The 24665-nt window shown below is 51.3% G+C and carries 27 protein-coding genes and 1 tRNA gene; 10 read left to right on the top strand and 18 right to left on the bottom strand.

What is annotated here, in order from left to right; all coding sequences use genetic code 11:
• Window positions 1–21: 21 nt before the first annotated feature.
• Window positions 22–777, bottom strand: coding sequence for a YveK family protein (locus SEML1_RS00385; RefSeq protein ID WP_376754093.1), 756 nt, complete (start codon window positions 775–777; stop codon window positions 22–24).
• Window positions 778–989: 212 nt separating this feature from the next.
• On the opposite strand from SEML1_RS00385, the gene SEML1_RS00380 reads away from it, so the two are divergent.
• A complete protein-coding gene (locus SEML1_RS00380) occupies window positions 990–1937 on the top strand; it encodes a hypothetical protein (protein WP_376754092.1) in 948 nt (315 codons plus the stop codon).
• A 79-nt stretch (window positions 1938–2016) separates the two neighbouring features.
• Here the strand turns inward: SEML1_RS00380 and SEML1_RS00375 are convergent, their stop codons facing one another.
• Window positions 2017–2769, bottom strand: a complete 753-nt coding sequence (locus tag SEML1_RS00375) for a tRNA pseudouridine synthase B (protein WP_376754091.1) — start codon at window positions 2767–2769, stop codon at window positions 2017–2019.
• A gap of 88 nt (window positions 2770–2857) precedes the next feature.
• Between SEML1_RS00375 and SEML1_RS00370 the strand changes: the two genes are divergently transcribed.
• Together SEML1_RS00370 and SEML1_RS00365 are read left to right on the top strand one after the other, a co-directional pair.
• Window positions 2858–3055: a hypothetical protein gene (locus tag SEML1_RS00370; RefSeq protein ID WP_376754090.1), complete on the top strand. Its 198-nt coding sequence runs from the start codon at window positions 2858–2860 to the stop codon at window positions 3053–3055.
• Between the two features lie 124 nt (window positions 3056–3179).
• Window positions 3180–3428, top strand: coding sequence for a hypothetical protein (locus tag SEML1_RS00365; protein ID WP_376754089.1), 249 nt, complete (start codon window positions 3180–3182; stop codon window positions 3426–3428).
• A 71-nt stretch (window positions 3429–3499) separates the two neighbouring features.
• Here the strand turns inward: SEML1_RS00365 and SEML1_RS00360 are convergent, their stop codons facing one another.
• Window positions 3500–5311, bottom strand: a complete 1812-nt coding sequence (locus tag SEML1_RS00360; protein WP_376754088.1) for a DHH family phosphoesterase — start codon at window positions 5309–5311, stop codon at window positions 3500–3502.
• 164 nt (window positions 5312–5475) lie between these two features.
• Between SEML1_RS00360 and rpsT the strand changes: the two genes are divergently transcribed.
• Window positions 5476–5859, top strand: a complete 384-nt coding sequence (gene rpsT, locus SEML1_RS00355) for a 30S ribosomal protein S20 (protein WP_376754087.1) — start codon at window positions 5476–5478, stop codon at window positions 5857–5859.
• 59 nt (window positions 5860–5918) lie between these two features.
• Here rpsT and holA read toward each other — a convergent pair whose 3' ends face one another.
• From holA to polA, 6 genes are all read right to left on the bottom strand, one after another.
• Window positions 5919–6881, bottom strand: coding sequence for a DNA polymerase III subunit delta (holA, locus tag SEML1_RS00350; protein WP_376754086.1), 963 nt, complete (start codon window positions 6879–6881; stop codon window positions 5919–5921).
• A gap of 108 nt (window positions 6882–6989) precedes the next feature.
• Window positions 6990–7871: a bifunctional DNA-formamidopyrimidine glycosylase/DNA-(apurinic or apyrimidinic site) lyase gene (gene mutM / locus SEML1_RS00345; RefSeq protein WP_376754085.1), complete on the bottom strand. Its 882-nt coding sequence runs from the start codon at window positions 7869–7871 to the stop codon at window positions 6990–6992.
• Window positions 7864–8439 (bottom strand): HAD-IA family hydrolase, encoded by a 576-nt coding sequence (locus SEML1_RS00340; protein WP_376754084.1) that lies wholly within the window; start codon window positions 8437–8439, stop codon window positions 7864–7866. The genes mutM and SEML1_RS00340 overlap by 8 nt, the downstream gene beginning before the upstream one ends.
• Before the next feature lie 13 nt (window positions 8440–8452).
• A complete protein-coding gene (locus SEML1_RS00335; protein ID WP_376754083.1) occupies window positions 8453–9067 on the bottom strand; it encodes a hypothetical protein in 615 nt (204 codons plus the stop codon).
• 35 nt (window positions 9068–9102) lie between these two features.
• A complete protein-coding gene (locus tag SEML1_RS00330) occupies window positions 9103–9768 on the bottom strand; it encodes a hypothetical protein (protein ID WP_376754082.1) in 666 nt (221 codons plus the stop codon).
• Window positions 9769–9873: 105 nt separating this feature from the next.
• Window positions 9874–12405: a DNA polymerase I gene (gene polA / locus SEML1_RS00325; RefSeq protein ID WP_376754081.1), complete on the bottom strand. Its 2532-nt coding sequence runs from the start codon at window positions 12403–12405 to the stop codon at window positions 9874–9876.
• 30 nt (window positions 12406–12435) lie between these two features.
• Here polA and SEML1_RS00320 point away from each other — a divergent pair, with 30 nt between their 5' ends.
• Both SEML1_RS00320 and SEML1_RS00315 read left to right on the top strand, forming a co-directional pair.
• Entirely contained in the window at window positions 12436–13008 is a 573-nt protein-coding gene (locus SEML1_RS00320) for an AAA family ATPase (RefSeq protein WP_376754080.1), read from the top strand.
• A 49-nt stretch (window positions 13009–13057) separates the two neighbouring features.
• Window positions 13058–13495, top strand: a complete 438-nt coding sequence (locus SEML1_RS00315) for a hypothetical protein (RefSeq protein WP_376754079.1) — start codon at window positions 13058–13060, stop codon at window positions 13493–13495.
• Window positions 13496–13589: 94 nt separating this feature from the next.
• On the opposite strand, the gene rpoD is transcribed toward SEML1_RS00315, so the two are convergent.
• Both rpoD and dnaG read right to left on the bottom strand, forming a co-directional pair.
• Complete coding sequence (gene rpoD, locus SEML1_RS00310; protein WP_376754078.1) at window positions 13590–14588, bottom strand: RNA polymerase sigma factor RpoD; 999 nt, start codon at window positions 14586–14588, stop codon at window positions 13590–13592.
• Window positions 14575–16317: a DNA primase gene (dnaG, locus tag SEML1_RS00305; protein WP_376754077.1), complete on the bottom strand. Its 1743-nt coding sequence runs from the start codon at window positions 16315–16317 to the stop codon at window positions 14575–14577. The genes rpoD and dnaG overlap by 14 nt, the downstream gene beginning before the upstream one ends.
• A 56-nt stretch (window positions 16318–16373) precedes the next feature.
• Between dnaG and SEML1_RS00300 the strand changes: the two genes are divergently transcribed.
• A complete protein-coding gene (locus tag SEML1_RS00300; protein ID WP_376754076.1) occupies window positions 16374–17357 on the top strand; it encodes an AI-2E family transporter in 984 nt (327 codons plus the stop codon).
• On the opposite strand, the gene SEML1_RS00295 is transcribed toward SEML1_RS00300, so the two are convergent.
• From SEML1_RS00295 to SEML1_RS00270, 6 genes are all read right to left on the bottom strand, one after another.
• The gene (locus SEML1_RS00295) at window positions 17358–17714 is read right to left on the bottom strand and encodes an MmcQ/YjbR family DNA-binding protein (protein WP_376754075.1); all 357 of its coding nucleotides are present in this window, start codon (window positions 17712–17714) and stop codon (window positions 17358–17360) included. It lies immediately after the preceding gene.
• The gene (locus SEML1_RS00290; RefSeq protein ID WP_376754074.1) at window positions 17696–18574 is read right to left on the bottom strand and encodes a magnesium transporter CorA family protein; all 879 of its coding nucleotides are present in this window, start codon (window positions 18572–18574) and stop codon (window positions 17696–17698) included. Before SEML1_RS00290 ends, SEML1_RS00295 begins: the two co-directional genes overlap by 19 nt.
• Before the next feature lie 3 nt (window positions 18575–18577).
• Window positions 18578–19129: an oligoribonuclease gene (orn, locus tag SEML1_RS00285; RefSeq protein WP_376754073.1), complete on the bottom strand. Its 552-nt coding sequence runs from the start codon at window positions 19127–19129 to the stop codon at window positions 18578–18580.
• 29 nt (window positions 19130–19158) lie between these two features.
• Window positions 19159–19458: a hypothetical protein gene (locus tag SEML1_RS00280; protein ID WP_376754072.1), complete on the bottom strand. Its 300-nt coding sequence runs from the start codon at window positions 19456–19458 to the stop codon at window positions 19159–19161.
• Window positions 19455–20120, bottom strand: coding sequence for a hypothetical protein (locus tag SEML1_RS00275; protein WP_376754071.1), 666 nt, complete (start codon window positions 20118–20120; stop codon window positions 19455–19457). The genes SEML1_RS00280 and SEML1_RS00275 overlap by 4 nt, the downstream gene beginning before the upstream one ends.
• A 421-nt stretch (window positions 20121–20541) precedes the next feature.
• Window positions 20542–20631 (bottom strand) — tRNA-Ser (locus SEML1_RS00270).
• Between the two features lie 116 nt (window positions 20632–20747).
• On the opposite strand from SEML1_RS00270, the gene SEML1_RS00265 reads away from it, so the two are divergent.
• Entirely contained in the window at window positions 20748–21683 is a 936-nt protein-coding gene (locus tag SEML1_RS00265) for an ABC transporter ATP-binding protein (RefSeq protein WP_376754070.1), read from the top strand.
• Window positions 21680–22906 carry an ABC transporter permease gene (locus SEML1_RS00260; RefSeq protein WP_376754069.1) on the top strand — a complete coding sequence of 409 codons (1227 nt, stop codon included), beginning with the start codon at window positions 21680–21682 and terminating at the stop codon, window positions 22904–22906. The genes SEML1_RS00265 and SEML1_RS00260 overlap by 4 nt, the downstream gene beginning before the upstream one ends.
• A 119-nt stretch (window positions 22907–23025) precedes the next feature.
• Here SEML1_RS00260 and SEML1_RS00255 read toward each other — a convergent pair whose 3' ends face one another.
• Complete coding sequence (locus SEML1_RS00255) at window positions 23026–24069, bottom strand: SIS domain-containing protein (protein WP_376754068.1); 1044 nt, start codon at window positions 24067–24069, stop codon at window positions 23026–23028.
• Between the two features lie 53 nt (window positions 24070–24122).
• Here SEML1_RS00255 and SEML1_RS00250 point away from each other — a divergent pair, with 53 nt between their 5' ends.
• Window positions 24123–24632 carry a hypothetical protein gene (locus SEML1_RS00250; protein ID WP_376754067.1) on the top strand — a complete coding sequence of 170 codons (510 nt, stop codon included), beginning with the start codon at window positions 24123–24125 and terminating at the stop codon, window positions 24630–24632.
• The last annotated feature ends 33 nt before the right edge of the window (window positions 24633–24665 follow it).

The raw sequence follows: 24665 nt of genomic DNA, 5'->3' as shown, positions 1-24665 counted from the left end.
TTAGATTATCCCTCTCCTGTTCTACTCTTTTTCGTACGCTCCACCGGTGTAAAAATGCGAAATCGTGGTGCAGCGAGTGTCTTCCTTTGCGGTATCGGTTTCCGGCTCGTCGTCCGTTTGATCTTTTGGCTGCGCTGGCTCATTACTGCGCGACTCATCTGCTTTTGCCGCCTTTGGCTGCGAGTGGCGGTAATCGTAGACGAAGAATAGTCCGATGATCGCGAGCATAAATCCAGCAGCAGTAGCAAGCCCGATTTGAATCGCCGGGCGCACGTTTGACGGCGACTTCGGCGTGCTGGCGGCATCGACCGTGTTGATTTTGATGCTGCTATTGCCGTACAGTTCTTTGGCTTCATTGCGGAATGATTCAATTGCGCTTTCAAGCAGCGCTTTGCTTTGCTTCGCGTCGGGCGTCTTGATTGATACATTTATAATATCTGTGCTTTTCGTGCCCCGCGCCGTTACGTTTGATACGAGCGTATCGTAATCTTTATCGTACCCCTGGTCGGCGATGACCGTATCAAGCACGCGGCGCGATTTGAATAGCTCTACGTAGTTGTTCAGCGCCACTGATTCCTGGTTGCCCGACGTATGATCCGTCCCCACCAATAGCAGCGTTGCCTTGCTTTCGTATTGCGGCGTTTGAATGTAGTACGTATACGCGATACCGACGATTCCGCCGATCATGACGAAAATCGCTATCGTTAGCCATTTTTTAATATAAAACCTCAATAGGTCGTACAAATTTATCTCTTCCACGGTCACTTCCTTTTGCATTACTCTTTTTCATTATATCACAATACATATGTTTTGTAAATATCCAGGCTCATTATTCTGCCAAATCGTCAAAGCTTATTGAAAATGCCCTGCCGTTAGTGCTACTATGAAACTACTTACTTTTATAAAAAGTTAGTGGGGTATAAGGAAAAACGATGCGGAAGTTTCGATTGAATCAGCGTCGGGTGGCTATAATATGCGCTGTCATATTGGTGGGATTATCAACGGTAACGGTGTTGCGCCAGAAAGGCGTGTTGTTCAGCGCCGGGCAAAACGGTAGCGCCAACGTGCATGCCGAGCCGGCAAAGAAGCGCGCTACTACTGAGCCGCAGCCGAAGAAAAAAGTAGAGCCGGCTGCCAGCAAAACGCAAAATTCGCCTGTACTGCAAGCGAAACCGGAAACGTCTGTTGCGCCAGCAAGCGAGAAGAAAGCAAGCGAACCGCAACCGGAGCAGCCTAAACAAGCAGCAGAAACAAGACAGCCAACCGCAAACACAACCGCGCCGGCAGCCAAACAAACGCAAACAGCGCAAACGGATAATAAAAAACCGGTAACATCAGAAAAGACGACCGATACGAATGCAGCCAAAGAAACAGGCGACACGTTCGCATACACAGCGAGCGCAGGCAGCTCATACACGCTATTTGCGCGTGAAGCGGTCTCGTCTGTCGTTGCCAATCAGCAGCTTCAAGCTAGCACCGCGCAGACGCTGCAAGCCGAGGTGGAGCTGGCAAATAATGCCGGATCACCTCTATTAGACGTCGGACAGGCTGTTACGATTTCTCGCGCAGACGTTATTGCAGCACTGCAGCATGCCGGCGTGAAAATAGACGCGCAAAAAACGCAGGATTCTCACGGCTCAAACGCACAAGCTGCCGCGGCGAGCGCCGATTATAGCGCGGCCGCAAACCCTGGCGACTCGTACACGCTTCACGCCCGCGCTGCTATCGCAAAATACCTACAGGCAAACAAGCAGGCGTTATCGCCCGAGCAACGCGCCGCTGCTGAATCGTATATAGTTAGCGCGGCCGGCGCGCCGGCGCTTGAGGTCGGACAAACCGTTGTAATTAACTCAAAGACCATTGCGGACGCTGTTGCCCGAGCGAGCTCACTCTCTGCAAGCGAACAGGCGGCATGGAGCCAGTGGGCGACACCGTAGAACGCGTCATCATTTGTCTACTCGAAAGACGTATTACGCTAATCTGCTCCACCTGATAATAAGGGTTATCCACACCTTTTCAATCTGTAATGCCAAAATCGCGCAATTGCTGCGCCGCTGCGACGTCGTAATTAGCGATTCGCGTCCGCCGCAGCTGCCGGCAATATGCGCCCGTCCCGAGTGCCGCGCCAATGTCGACCGCTAAACTGCGAATATACGTGCCGCTCGACACGTGCGCGCGAATTACAAGCTCCGGATAGCTGTACGACAATAGCTCAAGCGCGTAAATCTGCACGGTTCGCTCGGAAATTTCGACCTCCTTGCCATCGCGGGCAAGTTTGTAGGCCCGCTGGCCGTTAATTTTGATCGCGCTAAAAATCGGCGGACGCTGCTTGATTTCGCCGGTAAATTGCGCGAGCACTGCTTGAACTTGCGTAAGAGGCGGCGCGGCGGGTCTTTTGGCGGAATAATCAGAGGTCTGAGCGGGCTCTTTCGTCCGCCGTGCAGCTGTTTTAGAGGAAGCCTCGCCTGCACCGTCTATAGCACCAGCATACACCGAAATTTCTCCTTCTGGATCGCCTGTCGTGCTCGTTTGCCCAAGTATTATTGCTGCTTCGTATACTTTATTAAGTTTCGTATAGCGCATAGCATCTTTGCATGCCTTACCCGTCACGATGATCATCAAACCTGTCGCAAACGGATCAAGCGTGCCTGTGTGCCCGACTTTTACCTTTTTGCCCGCCCACGCCGATAGCACCCGCCGCAAGCGCGCCACCACGCCGAAGCTTGTCATGCCAGCCGGTTTATCGATCAAGATGATGCCGTCGTTCATGCTACCAGTATACTATAGTTGCTATATTGTAAAAATATGATACGATAGGCTTGTTCCTTAACAACTATCTTTGAGAGGAGCGCGTCACATGGCGCCCGTGGTTATTGCTATCATCATTACCATTGTTACTTTCACGATTATTATCGTGATGTGGGTAGTGACGTTTAAGACTTTTAAGCGAGCGTCAAGGATTATGCTCACTGTCTGGCTTGTCGTCTTGAGCGCAGTCGCTGGAATCCTCGGGCATCAAGCCCAGGCAGAGTTATCCTCTGTCCGTCGGGGCTAATCGCGGCGACGACCAGCCCGTCTGGGCTGTCATTGACCCGTCGACGTATGATGGGCACGCTGTGAAGATGAGCCTTCACGTACGCCCGCCGCAGGGCGGTAGCCCTCTTACCTGTACTATCCCAGTGCAGAGTAATGAGGTCGACCGCGATCGCGACATTACCCCCTCTGCTTCGTCGGTTACGTTCTTAATCTATAAGAACGCCCCGAGTGGGGTAAAAGCGCGTCACTTCGCTGGCGTGCTCTACGACCAAGCAGTGGGGCACAATGGTTGCGTTGGTCTCGTCCTAGCTATCACCGGACCGGACGTTACTCCGGTTATTACGCTGAGCGAACAAGATCGCGCTCAGCTTGAGAACGGACGTTCGTCTTAGTTCCTCCCTCTCTTGTTAAGGAACCCCACCACAACCAGTGGCGGGGATTTTCCTTTGAACATATTTGCCCTTTATTGCCCGGGAATCCGGAACTGCGCTGGATCGGCGGGCGCCGATGGCGCTGCCGCCTGTACTGCTTGCTGCGGAAGCGGCGGCAACGCGGTCTCAAGCGTGTCCGGCACGGCGGCACCAGACGTGCTATCATTCGTCGACGGGAGTGGCGGCAATGTCGAAAAGTCCGGCATTGGCGGCAATGGCGGCGGTGGCGGTAACGCCCCGTCTGTTGCTGACACTCCGCTTGGCGCGCCCGCGAGCGCTGCGTTTACAGCGGCGCGCGCATCATCTTGCGTGGGCTGCGGCGCGACCGCACTTGGCGCGACCGGCGCAGGCGGCTGTACTGCCGCCGCGTGATCGGTCGGCGCAGTTACGACGCCCTGCGCAAGCACATCAGGCACCGACGGTTCGGCGTCGGCGTGCGCTATCACAGCGTTAAGCGGCGCTTGCGTACTTGGCGCATCGGACGCATATTTACTTTTACCGTCGTGGCTCAAGATTACTTTGTTGCGGTCGTCTTCGGCTGCGCGGCGCGCATCTTCGGCGGCTTGTTCGGTCGTTGCATTAAGCGTACCGCCGAGCGCCGGTTCAACGACATCCGGCAATTGCGTTTTCGGCGTCTCAATTCTCTCTTGGATAACCGGCTGCGCTGCCGCTTCGTCGAGCGTTTCGTTTGCGCGCGCAATATCACGCTGGATATCTTCGACTGATGGCGCAGCAGATTTGCTGACCGGTGCAGACGCCGGCGCCGCAGTCGCTAATTGCTCAGCAAGTTTTTCTTCCGCTGCTATGGCGTCTTTTTTATTTAATTCAGCGACTTGCTGCGCGTGCTTAGCCAGCACCGCTTCGGCGGCACTCAGAGCCGCTTGGCTATTCTTCTCGTCGATCGCCCGCTTCACTTCATCGACATCGCCCTCCGGCTCGTGCGAAATCGCAAGCGTCCCGACGCCGGATTCTTGCGCAGCTTTTTGCGGTGCTTTTGTTTTGCTGCCATTTGTCATCTCTGAAACGCGCACCGACTCGCCTTCTTGCGCATCTTTGCTGCGCGGAGCAGTCTCATCAGCTTGAGCTTTTTTCTCGCCCTCTTCTAATTTAGTTGCGATCAGCTGCTGGTTCGCGCCCGCCCCCATCAGCGATGCGGCGATCCGCATTACCGCCGAACTGGTCTTGCTATTGCTAAACCGTTCCGTTGCCGCCACAATGCCTGTCAGAAATGCCGTCGCAATCTGCTCGTCAATCATTTTCTTGTTCTCGCCGACCAACACATCGGCAAGCGCATACAATAGTTCGCTATAACCGCTCGCGCGCGGATTATTCCACTCAATCCCGCCCAGGTGCGACGGCTCGTCCAGCGAAATCGACGTCACGGCAGCGTCGTGCAAAATCCGCCCATGGCTCTCAAGCGCGTGGTCTAAATCTGCCGTACTACGCACGCCAATCGCCAGCACTGCCTCAACGTTATAATCGCCTTGGCTAAAATCCAAATCCTTTTCGTTAATCGTCGTGCGGTACGGCGTAATAAAAATCTTAACCATATCATCGACGACTTTATAGCGCAAGTGGTCGGCCTTCTCTTTATCCAGTGCAATGATAAAATCCCGCAAGCTGTCAACGGTGCCTTCAAATGTTTTTTCGGGCTGCAAAAACTCTAACGCCGGCGGCACGTGACCGCTAAACACCGCTGTCGCGTGTTTATCAAGTTTATTCAGCAGCAGCGTGATACCGAGCGCCGCGCTAAGCTCGTCGACCGTCGGATTTGTGTTGACCGTCACGAGAATATTGCTGTTTTCTTCCAGCTTTTCGACGATCTGTGTGAGCGCATCTGCCATTATGTTTCCTATTTTTTATATTTTATACGGTTATTCATTTGCCACTATACCATAAGTGGTTTGCAATAGTCAAGTGGTTGCTGCCACTTTACAAACAGAGATACTTGCGATATAATCTAACATTGATCGTAAATAGCAAGCAACAACAGAGGTAAAGGAGTCCTATGCCACTCATCAAATCAGCCATTAAACGCATGAAACAGATTGCCAAGCGCCGCGAGCGTAATCTCGCTATCAAGCGCGACGTTAAGTTGGCAACCAAAGCGTTTCTCGCTAACCCGAGCGCCGAGAGCCTGAGTAAAGCACAGAGCGAACTTGATACCGCTGTCAAAAAGGGTCTGCTGAAGAAAGGCACCGCGAGCCGGCGTAAAGCTGCACTCGCTAAGGCTGCAAAAGCTGCCGGCGTAAAGTTAACGGCGAAAAAGACAGCGAAAGCAGCGCCCGCTGCTAAACCCGCCGCAAAGAAACCAGCGGCAAAGGCAAAGACAACAACCACTAAACCAGCTGCAAAGAAGACGGCGGCTAAAAAAACCGCTACGAAGAAATAGCATAGGTTTATTGGCGCAACGCATGAGCCGCAGCGCCAGTCAACAACTCGCCCGAGGAGCTATTCGTTTTCCTGGGGCGAGTTTCGCGTGGAAACGGTAAGCACGAATCGATCAATAATATCCCACGGCGCTACCGCTAATGTTTTTGATTGGTAATCTAATTCTGCCGCCAACTGCGTCAACTCGCGTACGCTTGCCGCACTAAAATACGGCGCAAGCGCCTGCAGCTTCTTGGCAACAAACGGGTGGATCGCCAGATCGCTCGCGATCTGCGCGGACGAAACACCTTCTGCCATCATCGCTGCCGCAAGCTGCGCCCACTGTACCCACAATAACGCCATCACCTTGTACGGATCATCAGTTGCGCGCAATTCGCTAAGCGCTTTTTGCACCGCCCGCACATCGCGCCGCGCGGCTAATTCCAATATGTCAAACACCGAGAATTCCCGCGCCGGCGGCAGTACTGCCGCAATAGCTTCATCTGTCACCGTATCCACATTTACAAGCGCTTTCACGGCGTGCGCCAGCTGTAATTGGTCGACTTCTGCTATCCGCGATGTTTCATTCGGTATGAGCGCCCGTGAAACCATATTAGCCGCTTGCGCCCGCGATATCTCCACGCCCTGCGCCCGCGCTAAATCCCGCAGCCACGTTTCCGCTGCTGAGCGCGTACGCTCCGTTAACGGTTCGGCGGCGATGACTTCACCTGCGCGCACAAGTGTTTTGTATGCCTTTGTGCGTTTATCAGGCTTTGCTTCAACCAGCACAAGCGTCGTATCGGCGCTAACGTCGCGCGCCCACTCGCCAAGCTTCGCCCACAACTCCTTATGCTCCGATAGCTGTCTTAGCACAACGAGCCGCGTCTCCCGGAATAAACTAACTCCGCGCACAATATCCGCCAAACTGTTTAGGCTAAGCCGATCCGCGTCAATCGTCTCTGCTCGCACGCCAAGCCGTTTCGTAAGCGCCGCGATCTCTTGCCGCACGCGGTATCCATTTGTACCTAGTATCAGATAAATCACTATTTTAGTATACCGCCGCGGCGCCCCGTTCGTATAGACCGCCGGCTAGCGCTTGCCGTTAAGAGCGCCTCGCAGCATGCATAAACGAGATAGCTTTTCGTCGTCTGCTTACTCCAGCGGCAACACTTGGCACACTGGACATACATGCGTACCGCGCCCGGCGACGCGAATTTTTTGAATAGTACTGTCAGGATGGCGCTGACAGGGCTGGCCTTCGCGGCGGAAGACATGCGCAAACTGCAAATAGTTGCCCTTATTCCCCTCGGCGTCAACGTAATTTTTATCGGTACTGCCGCCCGTTTCAATACCAAGCGCTAAAACTTGTTTGATGCTCGTGAGTAATACAGCAAGCTGCTCGCCGCTCAGCGCATGTACGCGCATCGCCGGATGAATACACGCTTGCCATAGCGATTCATCGGCGTAAATATTACCAACGCCGGCAATAACCGATTGGTCGAGAATTGCGGCTTTAACGGTCGTATTATTGCGGCGGCGAATGCGCGAAATAAACGCCGCCGAGTCGCAAGAATCACCGAGCGGCTCCGGACCAACGCGGCGCATAAATGGCATATTCGGCACTTCTGCCGTCGGATACAATTTCATCCAGCCAAACTTGCGCAGATCGTTAAAAAAGAGGCGCGTGCCATCAGTAAAATCAATAATAACGCGCGTATGGCGATCGGGCAGCTCGTGGATCAAACTATCCGTTGGATGTCCGCCGCCCCAACGCTCCGCACCAACAAACACCAATTGCCCTGTCATTTTCAGATGGACGACAAGCGTATAGCACGTATTTAGCTCAATGAGCAAAACTTTTGCGCGCCGCCGTACCGCTGTGACGCGAGCGTTATGCAAAAAGTGCGCGACCGCTGTCGGATCGTTCGGGAAACTCTTCGGTGAATCGCAGTGGCGCGCCCGCGCGATCGTCTTGCCAACAATGAGCCGGTCAAGCCCGCGGCGAATTGTTTCAACTTCGGGCAGCTCAGGCATGTGCCGCCTCAAGCCACGCCTGAACCGCCGCCATCGTCTGGGCGTTTGATGTATGCAAGATTGACGCAAGCCCCGCTACCTCGGCGCCGTCGCAGTTCTCCGGCTTATCATCAACCATGATGCAATCGCCCGCCGGCATACCGAGCCGCCCCACCGCAAGCGTAAATACCGCTGGATTCGGCTTCGCTAAGCCCTCAGCAAACGATAGGATTTTTACATCAAACATATCATCAAGCTCGCCTGGTGCAAATAGTCCATCTAGCGTGCCGCTGCTCACGTTGCTTAAAAGTGCGAGCGGTATGCCATCGGCATGCAATTGCTTTACATACGTAATAAGCGATTCGTTGCGTACGCGCGCTTGCTTAAGCGTTGCTCTCACCTCGTCAATCGTCCAGCCAAGTACTGCTGCTACGCCCCGTACATACTCCGCACTCGAAATATATCCGTAGTCCGCCTGCGTGTTCAGATCGCGCAATTCCTTCACGCGCTCCGGCTGGCATTTCGCCGCCAACACCTCAAAGCTACTGCCGCACAATACTCCAAAACAATCAAAAATAACGCCGCGCATGCCCGCCTTTCTTTTAATAAATGTTGTTAAAGCTCGACTTAAATTCAGGAATTTGGTTCACAAAAAGCGCATGGATTTTCAAGGGGTCGGCGCCAAGCGTGCCCGGCGAATCCTTGCAGGTTGAACCCCACACCGTGTGATCGGCAGTCGCGCCGTTGACCGTTTCAAATTTATACACGATACCGTTCGTAGCGCACACGCCGCGGATATCTGAATCGTCTTCTTTGCCGCGCACTACGCCAATGTTTGCTTTATCAAGCGCATACGTAAATTGTTCATACGCCGTCGCATTGTTGTCGTAGGTTTTTTGGCTCTCAACCTTGTCGAGATAGCCGTTATAAACCGTGTAGGTTCGGGCAGTTGGCGTAATAACAATTTGATAGCTTTTGAACTTCTCATCGGCGACAATCGGCCCGCGTACCGTCCAGCGCACACTGCGCGTTGCATCTTGGCTAACCGCCGCCATTTGCAGTGTTTGCTTTTGCGCCTGATCAGACTGCTGGTTATCATTTGGCGTGCCGCCCTGCAGCATGGAGCGCACAAGCGTCACAGCGACAGCAATCACAATCACAACCACAACGATCGTGATAAACACAGGTAAAATTCTCGGCCGCGATCCTCGATACATATCAATATATTTACATTTTTAGGGTAAAAAGTCAATCAGATTGTATGCCGCCAGCCTATCGGCGCGTACCGGCTCACTTCCGGTTTAGCACAAACAGCACTCAGTGCCGCGTCAATATTCTTATAATCATCAATACGCGACATGACGGTATCAAGCGGCAGATATAAGCTGCCGCTTGAATCGGTAACGACAAACCCGCGCTCATCTTTTAGCGATATAATTTCATATGTCGTACCGCCTTCACAGTTTAGCGTCTCGATTGACGCGACATCATTCGGCCCCAATGGCGGTGGCAAAAGGGTATTTGTCTGCTTGCTTACGACAGTATCTACCCCGATACGAACCGATCCGTCATCACCTTCCCGAGTGCGGGTAATACACCAACCAGAGCCGTCCGGCTCATCTTTCCTGCTTCCATCGTTTCGCACTTCAACAATGCTGCCATCTTTTGCTACGAACTGTCCAAATGAGAAGCCAAGCGATTCGCCCGTTGTTTCGCGCTCGGCGATATACACAGCAAAAGCTTCAATATGATGATCAAGTGTGCCATTTTGCCGCAATACATCCGCATAGTCAAGCGTTAAGCTATTCTGCCGTTCGCGCGACAATAGCTCTGTCGACGCTATTGCTTCGGCGTATGCATCATCACCCTCCCCTAGCGTGTTACCGTTGCTGAATGGGTTTTCTGGTGAGCTATACATACCAATGCCTCTTTTGTCTTATGTTAAAATGACACCTACATCATACGCCTTTCCTGGCAAAAAGTCCATAGTTTTATAGTTTTTGCGGGTATTATCGTGCAAATGTCACACATCGCCCCAATGCTCGCCGATTTTCACATCAACCCGCAAGCGAACGCCAAGTTTGGGATAGACTTGCTCCATCGCGTCGACCAGAAGCGCCGCAATTGCCTTCGCCTCAGCGCGCGGGCACTCAACCAAGATACTATCGTGAATTTGCAGGATTTGCCGCGCCTCGGGGTAATCGCGGTCAAGCAACTGTTGTACTTTTATCATCGCAAGTTTCATAAGATCAGCTTCCGTGCCCTGAATCGGCATATTTGCGGCAGCACGCTCTGCCGCATTGCGCACAGCAAAATTACTCGACTTCACGTCGGGCGTCCAGCGGCGGCGCCCAAACAGCGTCTCAACAAAACCGTCGTCGTGCGCCTTTCGAATCGTATTCGCCATATACGCTTTCAGGCTTGGATGCATACGGTAATATTCATCAATAAAATGCTGCGCTTCAGCGTAATTCATATGCGCCGCGGCTGCTAGCCCATGCTGGCTCATGCCGTACAACACGCCAAAATTCACTACTTTGGCGCGCCGGCGCTGCGCGGGCGTCACGTCGGCAAGCGGCACGCCGTACACTTCGGCGGCAGTTTTAGCGTGAATATCGGTATCGCTATTGAAATCGTCAATCATGCCCTGCTCACCCGCCATCACCGCCGCAAGACGCAGCTCAAACTGCGAATAATCGGCGTTTACGAACATATTTCCATCTGCCGGCACAAATGCATCGCGAATATGCCGCCCAAGCGCCGTACGGATTGGAATATTCTGTAGGTTCGGATCGGTACTGCTCAGCCGTCCCGTCGCCACAACATCCTGGTTAAATGTTGTATGCACATAACCGCGCTCGTCGGCTTGGTGCGGCAACGTCGCGACATACGTGTTTTGTAATTTCGTTAGCTCGCGGTAGCGTTCAATCAATTCAACAATTGGATGCTGCCCGCGCAATTTATCCAATTCTTTTTGCCCGGTACTATATCCCGTGTGTCCTTTTTTGATTCCAGCGGTCGGCAATTGGAGCTTAGTAAATAACGCTTCAGACAGCTGCATCGGGCTGGAAACGTTAAATTCGTAACCGACCATATCGTACACCTGTGCCTGTATGTCTACAATTTCGCGAGTTAATTTTGTGTTCATCGCATCAAGCACGCCCGCATCCAAGCGAATCCCCTGATGTTCCATGCGCGCCAGGATCGCAATCAGCGGAAAATCCATCTCGTGCGCCACGCGCGACAAGTCAGGCAGCGCTTCAAATGCTTGCCGCTGTTCATCATACAACGCCCAGATCGCGCGAACGGCATTTTTGGGACTATCAATTGACTCTAGCCCAACTAAATCCTCCAACCGACGTGATTTTCGCAACGGATTTAGGAGAAACGAGCCTTGCGCCGTATCGTGTTGTACTTCTGGCAACGTTGTGATTCCGTCGGCAAGCAACTGCTTCAAGAACTTTTTTACATCATGTCCGACTATTGGTACGTGAGTAAGGATTTTCGCCGCATCGGCGCGAGGGAGACGCGCAGCTTTAGCACGCTCGTGGCTAAGCCACACGTCGTCGCCGTCAGCCCAAACTACTAATTCCGGCGCCATCATCAAAACCGCCTGCGCTGTGCCTGGTTCAATTTCTTCAACATCATTCGTGTCGAGTACCGCTGCCGGTGTGTCATCTTTCATTGCGTCCGGCAATTTGCGCAGCAGGCTGCGAAATTCCAATTTCACTAGCATCGCCTTCAGTTTCGCCGTATCAAGCCGCGCGATATCCATCGCCGGCAGATCCAGCGCCACCGGCGCATCAAACATCAGCGCTGCAAGCCGTTTACTCATATAGGCCGAGTCTTTACCTGCAATTAATTTTTTGCGCACGCTTTCTTTCACGTCATCAAGATGCTCATAAATACCGTCAAGCGTATCAAATTGCTGCAGTAGCTGCGTTGCCGTCTTTTCGCCAACGCCCGCGACACCGGGAATATTGTCGCTTGAGTCGCCTTTCAAACTCTTCAAATCAAGGAATTGATCAATTCGAATCTTGTAGCGCGCTTCAAATTCCGCAACGTCGAATTTATCAATGTTTGACACGCCTTTTTTTAACGCATACAAAAACGTATTACTGTCCAAAATTTGCAGCGCATCTAAATCGCTTGTAATCAAATAGGTCTCAATATTGCCGCGCGCCTCTGCCTGGCGGTCAAGCGTCGCCATAATGTCATCTGCTTCGTAGTCGTCAAACTCGTAGAGCGGCCAGCCAAACGCATCAAGCAGTTCGTGTAAAATCGGAATTTGCGCGTAAAAATCCGGTGGCGCCGGCTTACGCCCGGCTTTGTACTCGGGGTAGATTTCGAGACGCTTACGAATATTTGTTTTCGGTTTATCCCATGCCACGCATACGTAATCGGGCTGGATCTGTCGAATCAGCTCAAGGCTCAGCGCTGCAAATCCATACACGCCGCCTGTCGGCGTACCGTCCGCCGTTGACAGATTCGGCATCGCATAGTAACCGCGATAAAATACGCTTTTGCCGTCAATAATTACGAAGCGTTTCGCCATAACCCTTATTATATCTGATATGATAAAGTTATGAGTGAAATTCCCGCAAACATCAAAATTATCGCGTTCGTTGGGCTAACGGGCAGCGGCAAGTCCGAAGCCGCAAGCTACGTTATTAACAAGGGCTACCCGCGCGTGTACTTCGGCGGCGTTATCTTAAGCGCTATGAAAGAAGCCGGTATTGATTGGAGCGAGGCTAACGAGCGCGCTTTCCGTGAAGATATTCGCGCACGCGAAGGTAAAGACTTCGTCGTGAAGCGTATCATTCGCGAGATTCACAATCTCATTAACGCTGGGCAGCGGCACATCGTCGCTGATGGATTGTATACATGGACGGAGTATAAAGCCTTAAAACGCGAATTTTCTAGCGCCCTCGCCGTCGTGGCGATCGTCGCGCCCAAGCGTCTGCGCCACCACCGCCTAACAGCGCGCCCCGTTCGCCCGCTTACTGTTGAAGAAGCAAGCTCACGCGACTGGGCGGAGATTGAGAATCTCGAAAAGGGCGGTCCGATTGCCATCGCTGATTACTATGTTCATAACGACGGCACGATTGATACTTTGCACCAACAGCTTGACCAGATTTGCGCCATTATCCATTTTTAGCCACCGGTACGCTATAATTAAATGTAATACGATGTAAAGGAGAATTAGTATGAGCAACGAAACACAACAAACTGCGCAGCAAACCCCGCCGCAACCAGCTCCACCTGTACCGCCGCAGCCAGCTTACGTTCCGCCGGCAGGACAGCCCTACCAGCAATATCAAATGCCCGGCGCCGGCCAGCCGTATCAACAACCTTATGCACAGCTAGGATACGCATACGAAAATCCAGGGCAGAACCTCGGTATTATCGGTATCGTTCTTAACGTGCTTGGCATCGGGATCGGCGGGCTCATTCTCGGCATTTTATCGCGCAATAAATCACGCGAAGCCGGTATGCCTACCACGATTGGCACGGTGAGTTTGGTTTGGGGAATTATTGAGGTTGTGATTGGCTTTATTGCGGGGATCATCTTTATCGCTGCTTTTATTATCGCGCTTAGCGATCCGTCGATTGCGCCTGCTAATACGTCGTCTACGCTGTACTAGTAGATTGCTCAGATTAGACACCAGACGAATTACAAAAAACGGAGCGCTCTCACTAAAGGGCGCTCCAGATTGTTAAGCGGCGGGCGCAGCGCACCTAGCGCAAATATTCAAATAATTTTTTCGCATCTTTGTGCTTGCGTAATTTAGCGAGAGCTTTCGCTTCAATTTGGCGAATGCGCTCGCGCGTCACCGCAAACTCTTGCCCGACTTCTTCTAGCGTGTGGCTTTTGCCATTATCGAGCCCAAAACGCATACGGATGATTTTTTGTTCGCGGTCGCTCAGCGTACCGAGCAAGTCTTGTACCTGCTCTTTTAATAGCTCGTTTGATGCTGCTTCTTCCGGACTGATCGTGTCTTCGTCTTCAATGAAGTCGCCCAGCACCGACTCGCCGTCTTCTTCGCCATCGCGCCCAACGCCCGCATCAAGGCTGGAAATATCCTGCTTAATCTTCATGACATATTCAACCTTATCCGGCTCCATGTCAAGCTCTTTGGCGAGCTCCTCAATCGTTGGCTCGCGGTTCAGATCTTGCGTCATACGGCGCTGCGTGCGCAACAGCTTATTTATCGTTTCAACCATGTGGACGGGGATACGAATCGTACGCGCTTGGTCGGCAATGGCGCGCGTAATCGCTTGGCGGATCCACCAGGTAGCGTAGGTGCTAAATTTGAATCCTTTATCCGGATCAAATTTCTCGACAGCGCGCAATAATCCCGTGTGTCCTTCCTGAATCAAATCAAGAAAATCAAGCCCACGCCCGCTATAGCGCTTCGCAATCGACACGACGAGGCGCATGTTTGCTTCCGCCATCTTGTCTTTCGCTTTTTTGTCGCCATCTTTCACGCGCTGGGCGAGCGCTAGCTCTTCTTCGGCGCTGAGCAGCGGAATTTTACCAATTTCGCGCAAATGCAGGCGCACCGAATCATCTGAGATGTCATCAAAATACTGGTGCGCATTCAAAACATCTTCCGGCGTATCTTCGTCCATTAATTCATCAGCAGCCGGCCCGTCAAAATCCTGGTTTGAAAAATCATCCGCCGGTGCTGCGGGAATTGTTTTTTTTACTTGCGCTTGATTGTCATCGTTTGCCACGTGCTCTCTCCTTGATTATATTGTTGAGCGCAGTTCGCAAACGCTCCGCTGCCGGTTCATCGCCGGCTGCTTCGGCATCTCGCAACTGCGCGAGTAAGCTGTCCTGTGTTTGTTTCGCATGTTCATGTTCTATCTGCTGCAGCAACTGCCTCATCGCAAGCTGGCGATCCTCGCCGCTCCAAGCTGCATACCGCTCTTCGGCGCGTAATAGTACTATTTTTACATAGATGTCATATTCTTGCAACTCCTTCGGCACCGCCTGAACAATCTCGTCATGCGACTGTAGGAATAAAGCAAGTACACGCCGAGACGCCTCATGCCAATGTGCGGCGTCAATGCGGCGCAGCATGTCGCGGCAACGTAGATCGCAGCACGCTAATGCAAGCGCATTATCCTCTTTAATGTATACATCATCGTCCACCGCTTGCGCCGACTGCGCAACTGGTTTAAGTGGTTTCTCGCGCGTCTTGCCTCCTGCAAATTTTGCGCGCACTGTCTCAACACTCGTTTGCGCCAGCTCTGCCGTCCGCGTTAGATAGTATTCTTGCTCCACCGGGTCGCTCAAGAGGCGAATCACGCCAAGTGCTGCCGTAGTAAAATTACGTTTGCCTGCCGCTGTGTCTAAATCCAACCGCGCCGCATACTGCCGTAGTATCCAGTCGACCGCTGGTTCTGCCGTGTCGATTGCCCGCTGCCACAAGCTTACGTCTGCCTGAATTAGCTCGTCAGGGTCTTTATACTGCTCCGGCAAACTAATAATCGTCAGCTCAACGCCCGCCTGCGACGCCAGCGTAATTGCACGCTCCGTTGCCGCTACGCCTGCTTTGTCGCCATCGTACGCTAGCCGTACATCTCCTGTTAGGCGCTTCACGGCGCAAATGTGCTGCTCGGTCATTGCTGTACCAGCGGTTGCGACGACATTTTTGATACCCGCTTGATGGCTGCTTACGACGTCAAGATTTCCCTCAACCATCACAATAAATCCTGCCTGACGAATCGCCTGCTTTGCCTGGCTGAGCGCAAAAATATGCCGTCCCTTATCATAAAGCAACGTCTGCGGCGTGTTCAAATATTTTGGCGCGTTCGGTACATCACCGATAATTCGCCCGGTAAAGCCAATCACCTGCCCGCTTGAGTCCATCAGCGGCACCATCATCCGCCCGCGGAACATATCGCCGCCGAAACGATTAAGCAGCCCGGCATCATTAAGATCGCACCGCGAAAACCCTTTTTTATCCAGAGCACGTACGAGCGCTTCGCCGCTATCGGGCGCATAACCAATTTGGAAATCTGCCACAACCTGTTTAGATAGGCTGCGCACGCGAAATACATATTCCATCGCGTGTTGATTATGTAGCAAGCACTGCTGATAAAATCGTGCCGCTAATTGATTTGCTATAAGCAAGCGTTTCTTACGCGCTGCGCGTTCTTTAGCGTGCGCTGGTTCGTAGTCGCTCAGCTCAACGCCTGCTTTTTTCGCTAAAAACTCCAGCGCTTGGCGAAAGTCCATACCCTCGGCTTCCATTACAAACGCAAACACATCGCCACCCTTGTTGCTGCTAAAATCATGCCAAATATTTTTATCGGGACTCACGAAAAAACTTGGCGTCTTTTCGCTTGTAAATGGACTTAATCCCTTGAAGCTGCGCCCCGCTCGTTTCAGCTGTACATACTCGCCAATTACATCTTCAATATTCAGCCGCGCGCGCACTTCCTCTTTGGCATCCATAGAATTTATTATATCACCCTTTACCTCTGTTATCGATTATGGTTAAATGGAGTCATATGAATCCGCAAGATCCCTATCGTTCACTACAAAACCCTCAACAGCAGCAGGGATCTTCATCGCTGCCGCCACTCAATCCAGTGCCGAGCCAAAACTCAAATCAGAACCTATACGCTGCACCGAGCAGCTCAGCGCCGCAACCAATACCAGAATTGACGCCCCGGTCTCGGGCAGGCTACCCACAGTTGCAAGCGCTTCAGCCGCGGCCGCAGCCAGCACAGCAAATACCGCAACCAGCACAAACTTCATACCGTCCGCAGCCATTGCAAACACCGTATCAATCGCAGCCGGCGCAAAGCCTAAACCCAAATCCGAATCCAAGCGCAAGCTCAAACCCAGCGCCATTTTCCAATCCAGCGCCAAATAATTTCAACTCTCCAGCAGCGACGCCCGACGATTACACGACTGTCGACTATCTCAACCGGATCGCCCCGCTTGAGGAGCGTACCGTCAACCGGTTTGCTGTTTTCGGGTTGATTGGCGCCGCGATCGTATCCGCGATCGTGCTGCTTGTCGTGATGGTAAGCAGCCAAGGACCGGATGCCAACGGACAAATCCCAACTATCTCCGATCGTATCAACACGCTGTCTAGCGTCTCGAAAAACGAAACTACCAAGCTCACCCAGCTTGAAATCTCTGAAGCCAACGCATCATTATCCTCCACGCTCACTTCTATGAAATCGCAGCTTGACGCTATCATAAAAGAGCGCAAACTCAAATCTTCAGGCTCTGTTAAAAAGGAAGAAAAAGCGTATCTCGAAAAATTGCAAAAAAAACTCGACGATGCCCATCAAAAAGGCACGCTTGATCGCACCTATACTACCGCGATGACCTACGAACTATCAATCCTCAAAAGCCAAGTCAACAAACTCAAACGCAGTAGCGGCAACAATAAATCAATCGCTGCGTTTTGCAACTCGTCGATCACGAGCATTGACACGATTCTCGCGTCCTACAGCAAATTCAGCGCGTCCAAACAATAGCTACTCAGTCACCAACCGATAGCTCAACCGCACTAAATCTTTGATTTCATCATTGCTTAATTGCCCGCTGCAGATTATCGTGATCCAGTGTTTTTTGTTCAGGTGGTATCCTGGCTGCACCGTTTCGTATTTCTGTTGTAAATGTAACGACAGCTGCGGATCGCATTTCAGGCTCACGCGCAGCGGCTGAGAATCCTCGGCAATGAGTGCAAACATCTTTTCGCGTTGCCCTGGCGCATCATTATGCCCAACCTTATATACTGCCGGCGATTCGCCAAACGGATAATCAAGCCATGCGCCTGGCAAACTTAATAAAAACTCCTCTAGCTCCTTATGCGTCATAACCATTTTTTCCATACGAAATACCATACCATCAGGAGAGGCATGACAACAATCAGTACCATGATAATTACAAACGCTGTATCATCATGAAACGGCAGCTGCGAAAAATTCATGCCGCCAAGCCCAGTCAAGAACGAGATCGGCATAAAAATCGTTGTCACCAGCGTTAAGCGTTTCATAACGTCGTTCATACGGTTTGATACCACCGACAAATACATATCAAGCGCACTCGTTAGCAAATCGCGCATCGTATCAATCAGCTCGTGCGTACGCCAGGCATAGTCGTAGCTATCACGCGCGTACAATTCATAGCGCTCCTCAAACAGCTCATAACGCCCGCTGCTCAAACCGTTAAGCGTATTCATCAGTGATAATACTACTTTACGCAAGTCCGCCAACTGCCGCTTGTACATAAATAGCTGCTGCACCTGCTTGCGCTGCGGCGTACGGATCATCGTATCTTCTAATTGATCGGTTACATCATCAATTTTATTTAAGATCGGCGTAAACTGCTCTACCGTGTACTGTAAAATGATTGACGCTATCAGCGATGGTGTCAGCGACTCGCGATGGCGCGTTTGTACCCGCTCAGCAATCTCCGCATCAAGCGCACCGGCGTGAATTGTCACAATCTGCGATGCGCCAAGCAGCAGCGTCAGGTTGCGTAATACGACGTCGCGCCGCTTCACTTCCGGTAGCTCTAATTGAATCAGCAGCCAATCGTCGCCTTCAATCGCCTGGGATAACTGCCGATCCTGTACTAACACGCGCGCTTGTAAATCCGGCAATTCCAGCTCTTTTGCTAACTTTCGTCGATCGCTTGGCTCGGTCGTTTCTATATCGCGCCATATATCGCTAAGTGCCGTTGCCTCCATCGCCTACATCTTCACTTTCTTTAAGTAATATTGTAATTCCTGAATACTACCGCGAATATCGTCAAGCGCCCGATGCTCTTCTGGCTTTGCAAACTTTTTCCCAAATTTTCCTTCAAACACCACTTTCCATGCGCTTACATCAAGCATCCGGTAGTGCAATCGCCTTGACACCGCTGGCCACCATTGGTCAATAAATCGCCGATCCTGGTGGATTGAATTACCGCCAAGCAAAATTTTCGGTTCATTTGCAAAATGTTCATCACAGAATGCTAGCAAATCCTGCTCAATCGCCGCGAGCGCTTTGCCGCTATCATTTTGCGCCTCAAGCCCGCGCCGCGCCTTAGGGTTCGCATCCCAGAACGCCGCATTGCGGTCAAGCAATCGCTTTAATTTTGTCGGTTCATGCCGCACAACGCCCTCAAACGTTGCAATCTCACGAAAATCCCAATCAGTTGCAATCGCCGCCACCTCTAAAATCTCATCGTGTACCGGATCAAGTCCTGTCATTTCCAAATCAACCCACAAAATTCGTTGCGGCTTAAACGCGTGTTTCATGATTGTATTATATCATTTTATCTACACGCTCAGGGTGCATAGTCGCCAACCTTATGAGTTAGTCGCGCCATACAATGTCCTCTATCAAGTGCGCAGCGTGCGCCGTCCGACATATTGAAATCGTCAACTGTCTGTAACAGCCCTTCGTATAGTTCTTCAACGGTAACATCCTCTGAGCTGCTGTTGTATGGATGCAGGTCAAATGTACGTAGGTTTTGCAAGTATCGCTCCGCCACGTCATACCCATTTTCGAGCGCCTTATCAAGCTGAAGCAGCTGCATGAAATAATCACACGCGGGATCGCGGTAAAAATTGCGCAAATCTTTCAAATCAATACCACAATCCTCGCATCAGATAGACCGTCAACTTCCATCTGCGATAATAATCGCAGCGCCTTAAGTGCTAATTTAGAGCTTAATTGGTATCCCCTATCCTCGTTAAATTCGTACAGTGTCGGGCGAATGATATTATTTGCCGTATCGTATACTGCCTGTTCGGTAGTATAGAGATTCCACTGATCCGCGCCTTCTCTGCAAACGAGCAGCTGATTCATTGTAAAATCCTGCCGGTTAATGTACTGCTCCGGCGTCTCTGCAACACTAACGCCATGACCATGCGAGTAATCATCTGGAGATAATCTTTCTGCTAATAATTCAAGAGTATCGTACGCACCATGCGAGGAGTCGCTGTCAGCTGCTTGTAAAACTTGTATAAAGTCAACGTCGCGCGGACGGCGTGTTCTGCATCCATCATACAACGCTGCCAGCAGCACGTTGCGCCCCGCTCCCCCTCGGAAGCCACCAGAAACAGGAATATCATCAAGATTGACTCCCAGGTTAGCACGCTCAAGTGTCTCCTCGTTGAGAGTAATCTGGCATAAACCTTCGTGCGAGCAGTCTGCTTGTTCAATAAGCATTTTATCTGCGGATTGACGTAGCCAATATGGCATTGCGTCTTTTGGGCTTGGAATGTGATTGAGCGTAAGAGGCATAGATTATATGATAACACTAAATGGCATATATGTCAAATAATAAGTTTTGTCTTGGATGCACTAAAGTTCAGTAAGCTAAAACGAACCATCTCCTCTCAAATTAGCCATTACGTATATGTATTTTTACTAGGTGCTTCGTTTTAGTTTGATATGCACCAAAAATCGTCAGCAATATGACCAAAATGCTATGCAGTTAATAATTGCTGTTCCAGCGTATGTTTACCATCCCGCAACGTTAAATATTATGCGTAACCTGTGTTTCGCTTACACGACCCACCTCGCACATAACCGCTGTGTATTATACTGCGGAACGCATCTCAATAGTATAATATTTTTCGCGTCCATAATAAAACCAATAATTACTAAGAAACAATGATAATTAGTCAATTAAATTATGGGTTGAGCATACAGATAGAAGCCCTGGCGGAGAGACAGGGATTCGAACCCTGGGTACGATTGCTCGCACACACGCGTTCCAGGCGTGCACCTTCAACCGCTCGGTCACCTCTCCGCGTATTTTTAGTATAACGCATTACGCTATGGATCGCCCGTTCTCCGCGTAAAGTTGTATTTTATACATTATTTAACGGTTGCCTTATCTTGCATGACGCTTTTATAATAAAGGAGATGATTGCGAAAACTGGCACAGCGCCCGTCATTCAATTGAAAGGGCTCACTAAGCGTTACGGTATCGGCGACACGGCGCGCGATGTTCTCGACTCGGTGAACCTGAAAATTGAGCAGGGCGAATTTATCGCCGTTATGGGTCCATCTGGGTGCGGCAAGACGACATTACTTAATGTTATCGGCCTGCTTGACCGGCCTGATAGCGGCGAATATTCTTTGAACGGCACATCGGCGGCGCGGTTGTCGGGTGCACAGCGTGCGCGGGCGCGAGCGACGCAAATCGGCATCGTCTTTCAAAGTTTTAATTTAATAAACCGCCTGACGGTACTCGAAAACGTTGCGCTTCCCCTCACCTATCAAGGCGTTTCCCGCGTAAAACGATTGGAGCGCGCAAGTGAAATTTTGAAGACGTTTCATCTGCAAGAACGCGAGTACTACATGCCGTGGCAATTGTCTGGTGGACAAATGCAGCGCGTTGCGATCGCGCGGGCACTCGTCAGCAAACCAAGCATTATTCTCGCAGACGAACCGACAGGCAACCTAGACAGCCGCTCCAGCCATGTCATCATGGAAGAATTAGCGCAGCTTCACAAGCAAGGCAACACGATTATCATGGTGACGCACAATCCGAATCTCACGAGTTACGCTAGCCGCGTTATCAATATGCTTGATGGTAAAATCGCGAGCGACACCAAAATACGTATCGCGAGCGGCAATGAAAGCGAGAAACCGGTAAAAGTCTCGCTCAACGCGCGCCGCGCCGCCAAAGAAGAAAAGAGCGAAACGCGCTCCGCAAAAAAGAAGCTGGCGAAAGAGGCAAAAAACGACGATCAGCCTGCTGCAAACGACCCTGAGCCATCTGAGCCAGACGGCGCCGAAGCATCATCTTCCGGTCAACCATCAGACCAAACCGAACGAAAGAAGGCAGAATCATGAGTTTACTTTCCGAACATATCAGCGGCGCGTACCGCACTTTACGCCGAACGCGGGCGCGCACCGTTTTAACGACGCTTGGTATCGCGATCGGCGTCGCAAGCGTGACATGTATTTTGGCGATCAGCGACGGCGTCACGCGCATGTTTGATAAGCAAATATCGCATTACAACGGCCGCCTCGTCGTGGTGCGCCCGGGTATGCAATCGCGCGATCCGAATATGCTTTTGAGCGCTATGTCTCAGCAGATGTTTGGCGCAAGCACCCTAACCGACGCCGACGTTGACGCAGTGGCAAAAACGCAGCACGTGCAGTCCGTTGCGCCGCTAATGACGCTGAACGCAACAATTACAGCGAAAGGACAAATGGCAAAAAATAACGTTGTGCTTGCAACAACGCCTGGATTTGCAAAAATAGCTGATGCCGATATTACCGCTGGACAGTTTTTAGGCGAAGAGACGAAAGATACAACAGCGGTAATAGGCGACCAGCTGTCGATTAAACTATTCAATACCGACAGCTCTGTCGGGCAGGTCTTTACTATGCATGGGCAGCGTTTTACGGTGATTGGCGTGATGAAACAAAAAACAAGCGCGGTCAATTACAACAACATTGACTATAGTAATGCAGTAATTGTTTCATACGATCAGGGTAAACAGCTGCTAAAAGGCAGCACGCAAATCCAGCAAATTGACGTATTAGTCGACGATGCGAAGTCAAGCGATAGTGTTGTGGCAGAACTAAAAGATAAGTTAAGTAAATTGCATCTAGGCGAAGAAGACTTTTCGGTACTCACCGGACCGGAAATTGGCCGCCCGACGAATCAGCTCTTTACGGCGCTCATTGCAACGATGGCGGCGATTGCTGCAATCTCGCTTGTCGTTGGCGGCATCGGTATTATGAATATTATGCTTGTCGGCGTAGCTGAGCGTACGCGTGAAATCGGCATTCGCAAAGCGGTCGGCGCAAGCCATCGCAATATCATCGGGCAATTCATGGTGGAATCGCTGATGATTAGTATTCTTGGCGGCGCTATCGGCTATGTTGGCGGCTATATTCTTGCGTTTATCGCTAGTACATTCCTATATTTCTCGCCGGCATTTACATTGCAGACAGCGCTGATGGCAGTGCTGATGACAATCGGCGTCGGCGTCGTGTTTGGCACGTATCCAGCAGTTAAAGCGGCGCGCAAGGATACAATTGAGTCGCTGCGGCAATATCATTAGAAGCGGTTTGTTTTATTATATTTCAAGTAGCAGGAGCGGTCGTAATTGCCGTTCCTATTTTGCTGTTTAATAGTTGCTAGACTCTACGCGCAACCTTCGCGGCAAATCTTCAGTTATTTCTACTCTGCTAGTGCTTTTTTGAATTTCTCAATCAAATCAACGCGCGTCGGGTCGACATTATTCAAGATTCCAACGTAAATACTAACGAAATCGGCAAGGACGCTCCCCCATAGCATCTGCTCAAGAATAGTCTCGCCTTGCAGCGGCACGACGGTAGACTTGGGGCGTTTACCTGATAGCATTTTATCGCTTAGCGCAAACCGCTTGAGAATCCGCGGATTTTCCAGATTGCTAATCAAGTCAAATACCGCAAACGGCTTCTCAACCGGGTGGCTTGTCCAGCCGATGAATTCATTGTGGCTAAACTCCGGAAAATAATTCCAAAATGCCACGTTTTTTGCATTTTCGTTCCAGCTAATTTTCCACTTATAGGCAACTGGCGCCATCAAGCTGCCCGCATAGAATACTGGCGTTTTACCGACGGCGATAAGAGCTAGCTGCTTAGCGTAATTGCGTTTGGTCGGAATGTCTTTGCACCAGAGAGCACTTTCGCGCGCGATCCACGGCTCGGCATCGTCAAGTTGCTTGAGCCACGAGCTTGATAATAGATTAAAATTGTGCAGTAACGTGAATAATCCGCGTAAATTATACAACATACCCATACGCGGCTGCGTATCGTTCGGAATGTGCGCAAACGCGATCTGGTGTTGCTCGGCGATGCGCACGACTTCCCCGCCCGTCGCGATAACGGCGATTTGGCAGCCGCGCTTGATTGCCTGGCGCAGGCACGACACGGTTTCTTCAGTATTACCAGAGTGGCTGCTCGCAATTACTAATGTATGCTTGGCAGCGTAGGCAGGCAACGCATAATCTTTCACGACTTCAAGCGGAATTGGCAGCGTATCGCGCAGCAGTACTTTTGCGGCGTCGGCAGCAAGCGCCGAGCCGCCCATGCCGGCAACAATCACGTGGCGCAATTCCCGCCCGTCGTGATCTTCGTTTACTACTGGAATCTCGCGAGAAATTTGCGCATGCAGCTCTGCCGCAACATCAAGCGCCCCTAAACGGTCACGTTGTTTCAAAATCTGTGCGTCATCAAGCATTATTAAAACCACCTTTTCCACTTGCGATACATTCTTTATCTATGATACAGTATATGAGAAAGCATAACAAGAATGATAGTAATGAGGTGGGAATGAATATAAAACCGCAAACGACACAACCAATCAGTGACGACCAAGAGCTCGCAAAGGTATTGGCCGGCGTAAACGATGATGCCGCTGCCGCGCAGCCGCAAGCCGCCCTACCTCCAACGCCGCCGCCGATGCCGCCAGCGCCGGCAGATGATACTGCGCCAGCAAGTGTTCCTGCTAAGGCCGCGGCTTCAGCAAAAGCCCCGGCAGCACCTGCTTCATCAGGCGACGCCTCGCTTAACGCTGTCAAGAAAGACGCCATCACTGAGCTGCGCCCGCTTGTTGATAAGCTCAATATCGCTCCCGACGAAAAATTCGATACGTATCTCCTGCTAATTCGTTCTACTGATGACCGTTCGCTCATCGCACCCGCACACGAAGCCGCCAAAGCGATCCCCGACGAAGGACGGCGCGCCCAAGCATTACTCGACATTATTAAAGAAATTGACTATCTTTCAAACCCGCAAAGTTAGGCTATAAACGTACAGCATTCCAAGTATACGTTG

The sequence above is a fragment of the Candidatus Saccharimonadaceae bacterium ML1 genome (genome assembly GCA_030253535.1).
In the GTDB taxonomy this organism is placed as follows: domain Bacteria; phylum Patescibacteriota; class Saccharimonadia; order Saccharimonadales; family Saccharimonadaceae; genus Saccharimonas; species Saccharimonas epibionticum.
This window is presented reverse-complemented; position numbering and strand designations above follow the sequence as displayed.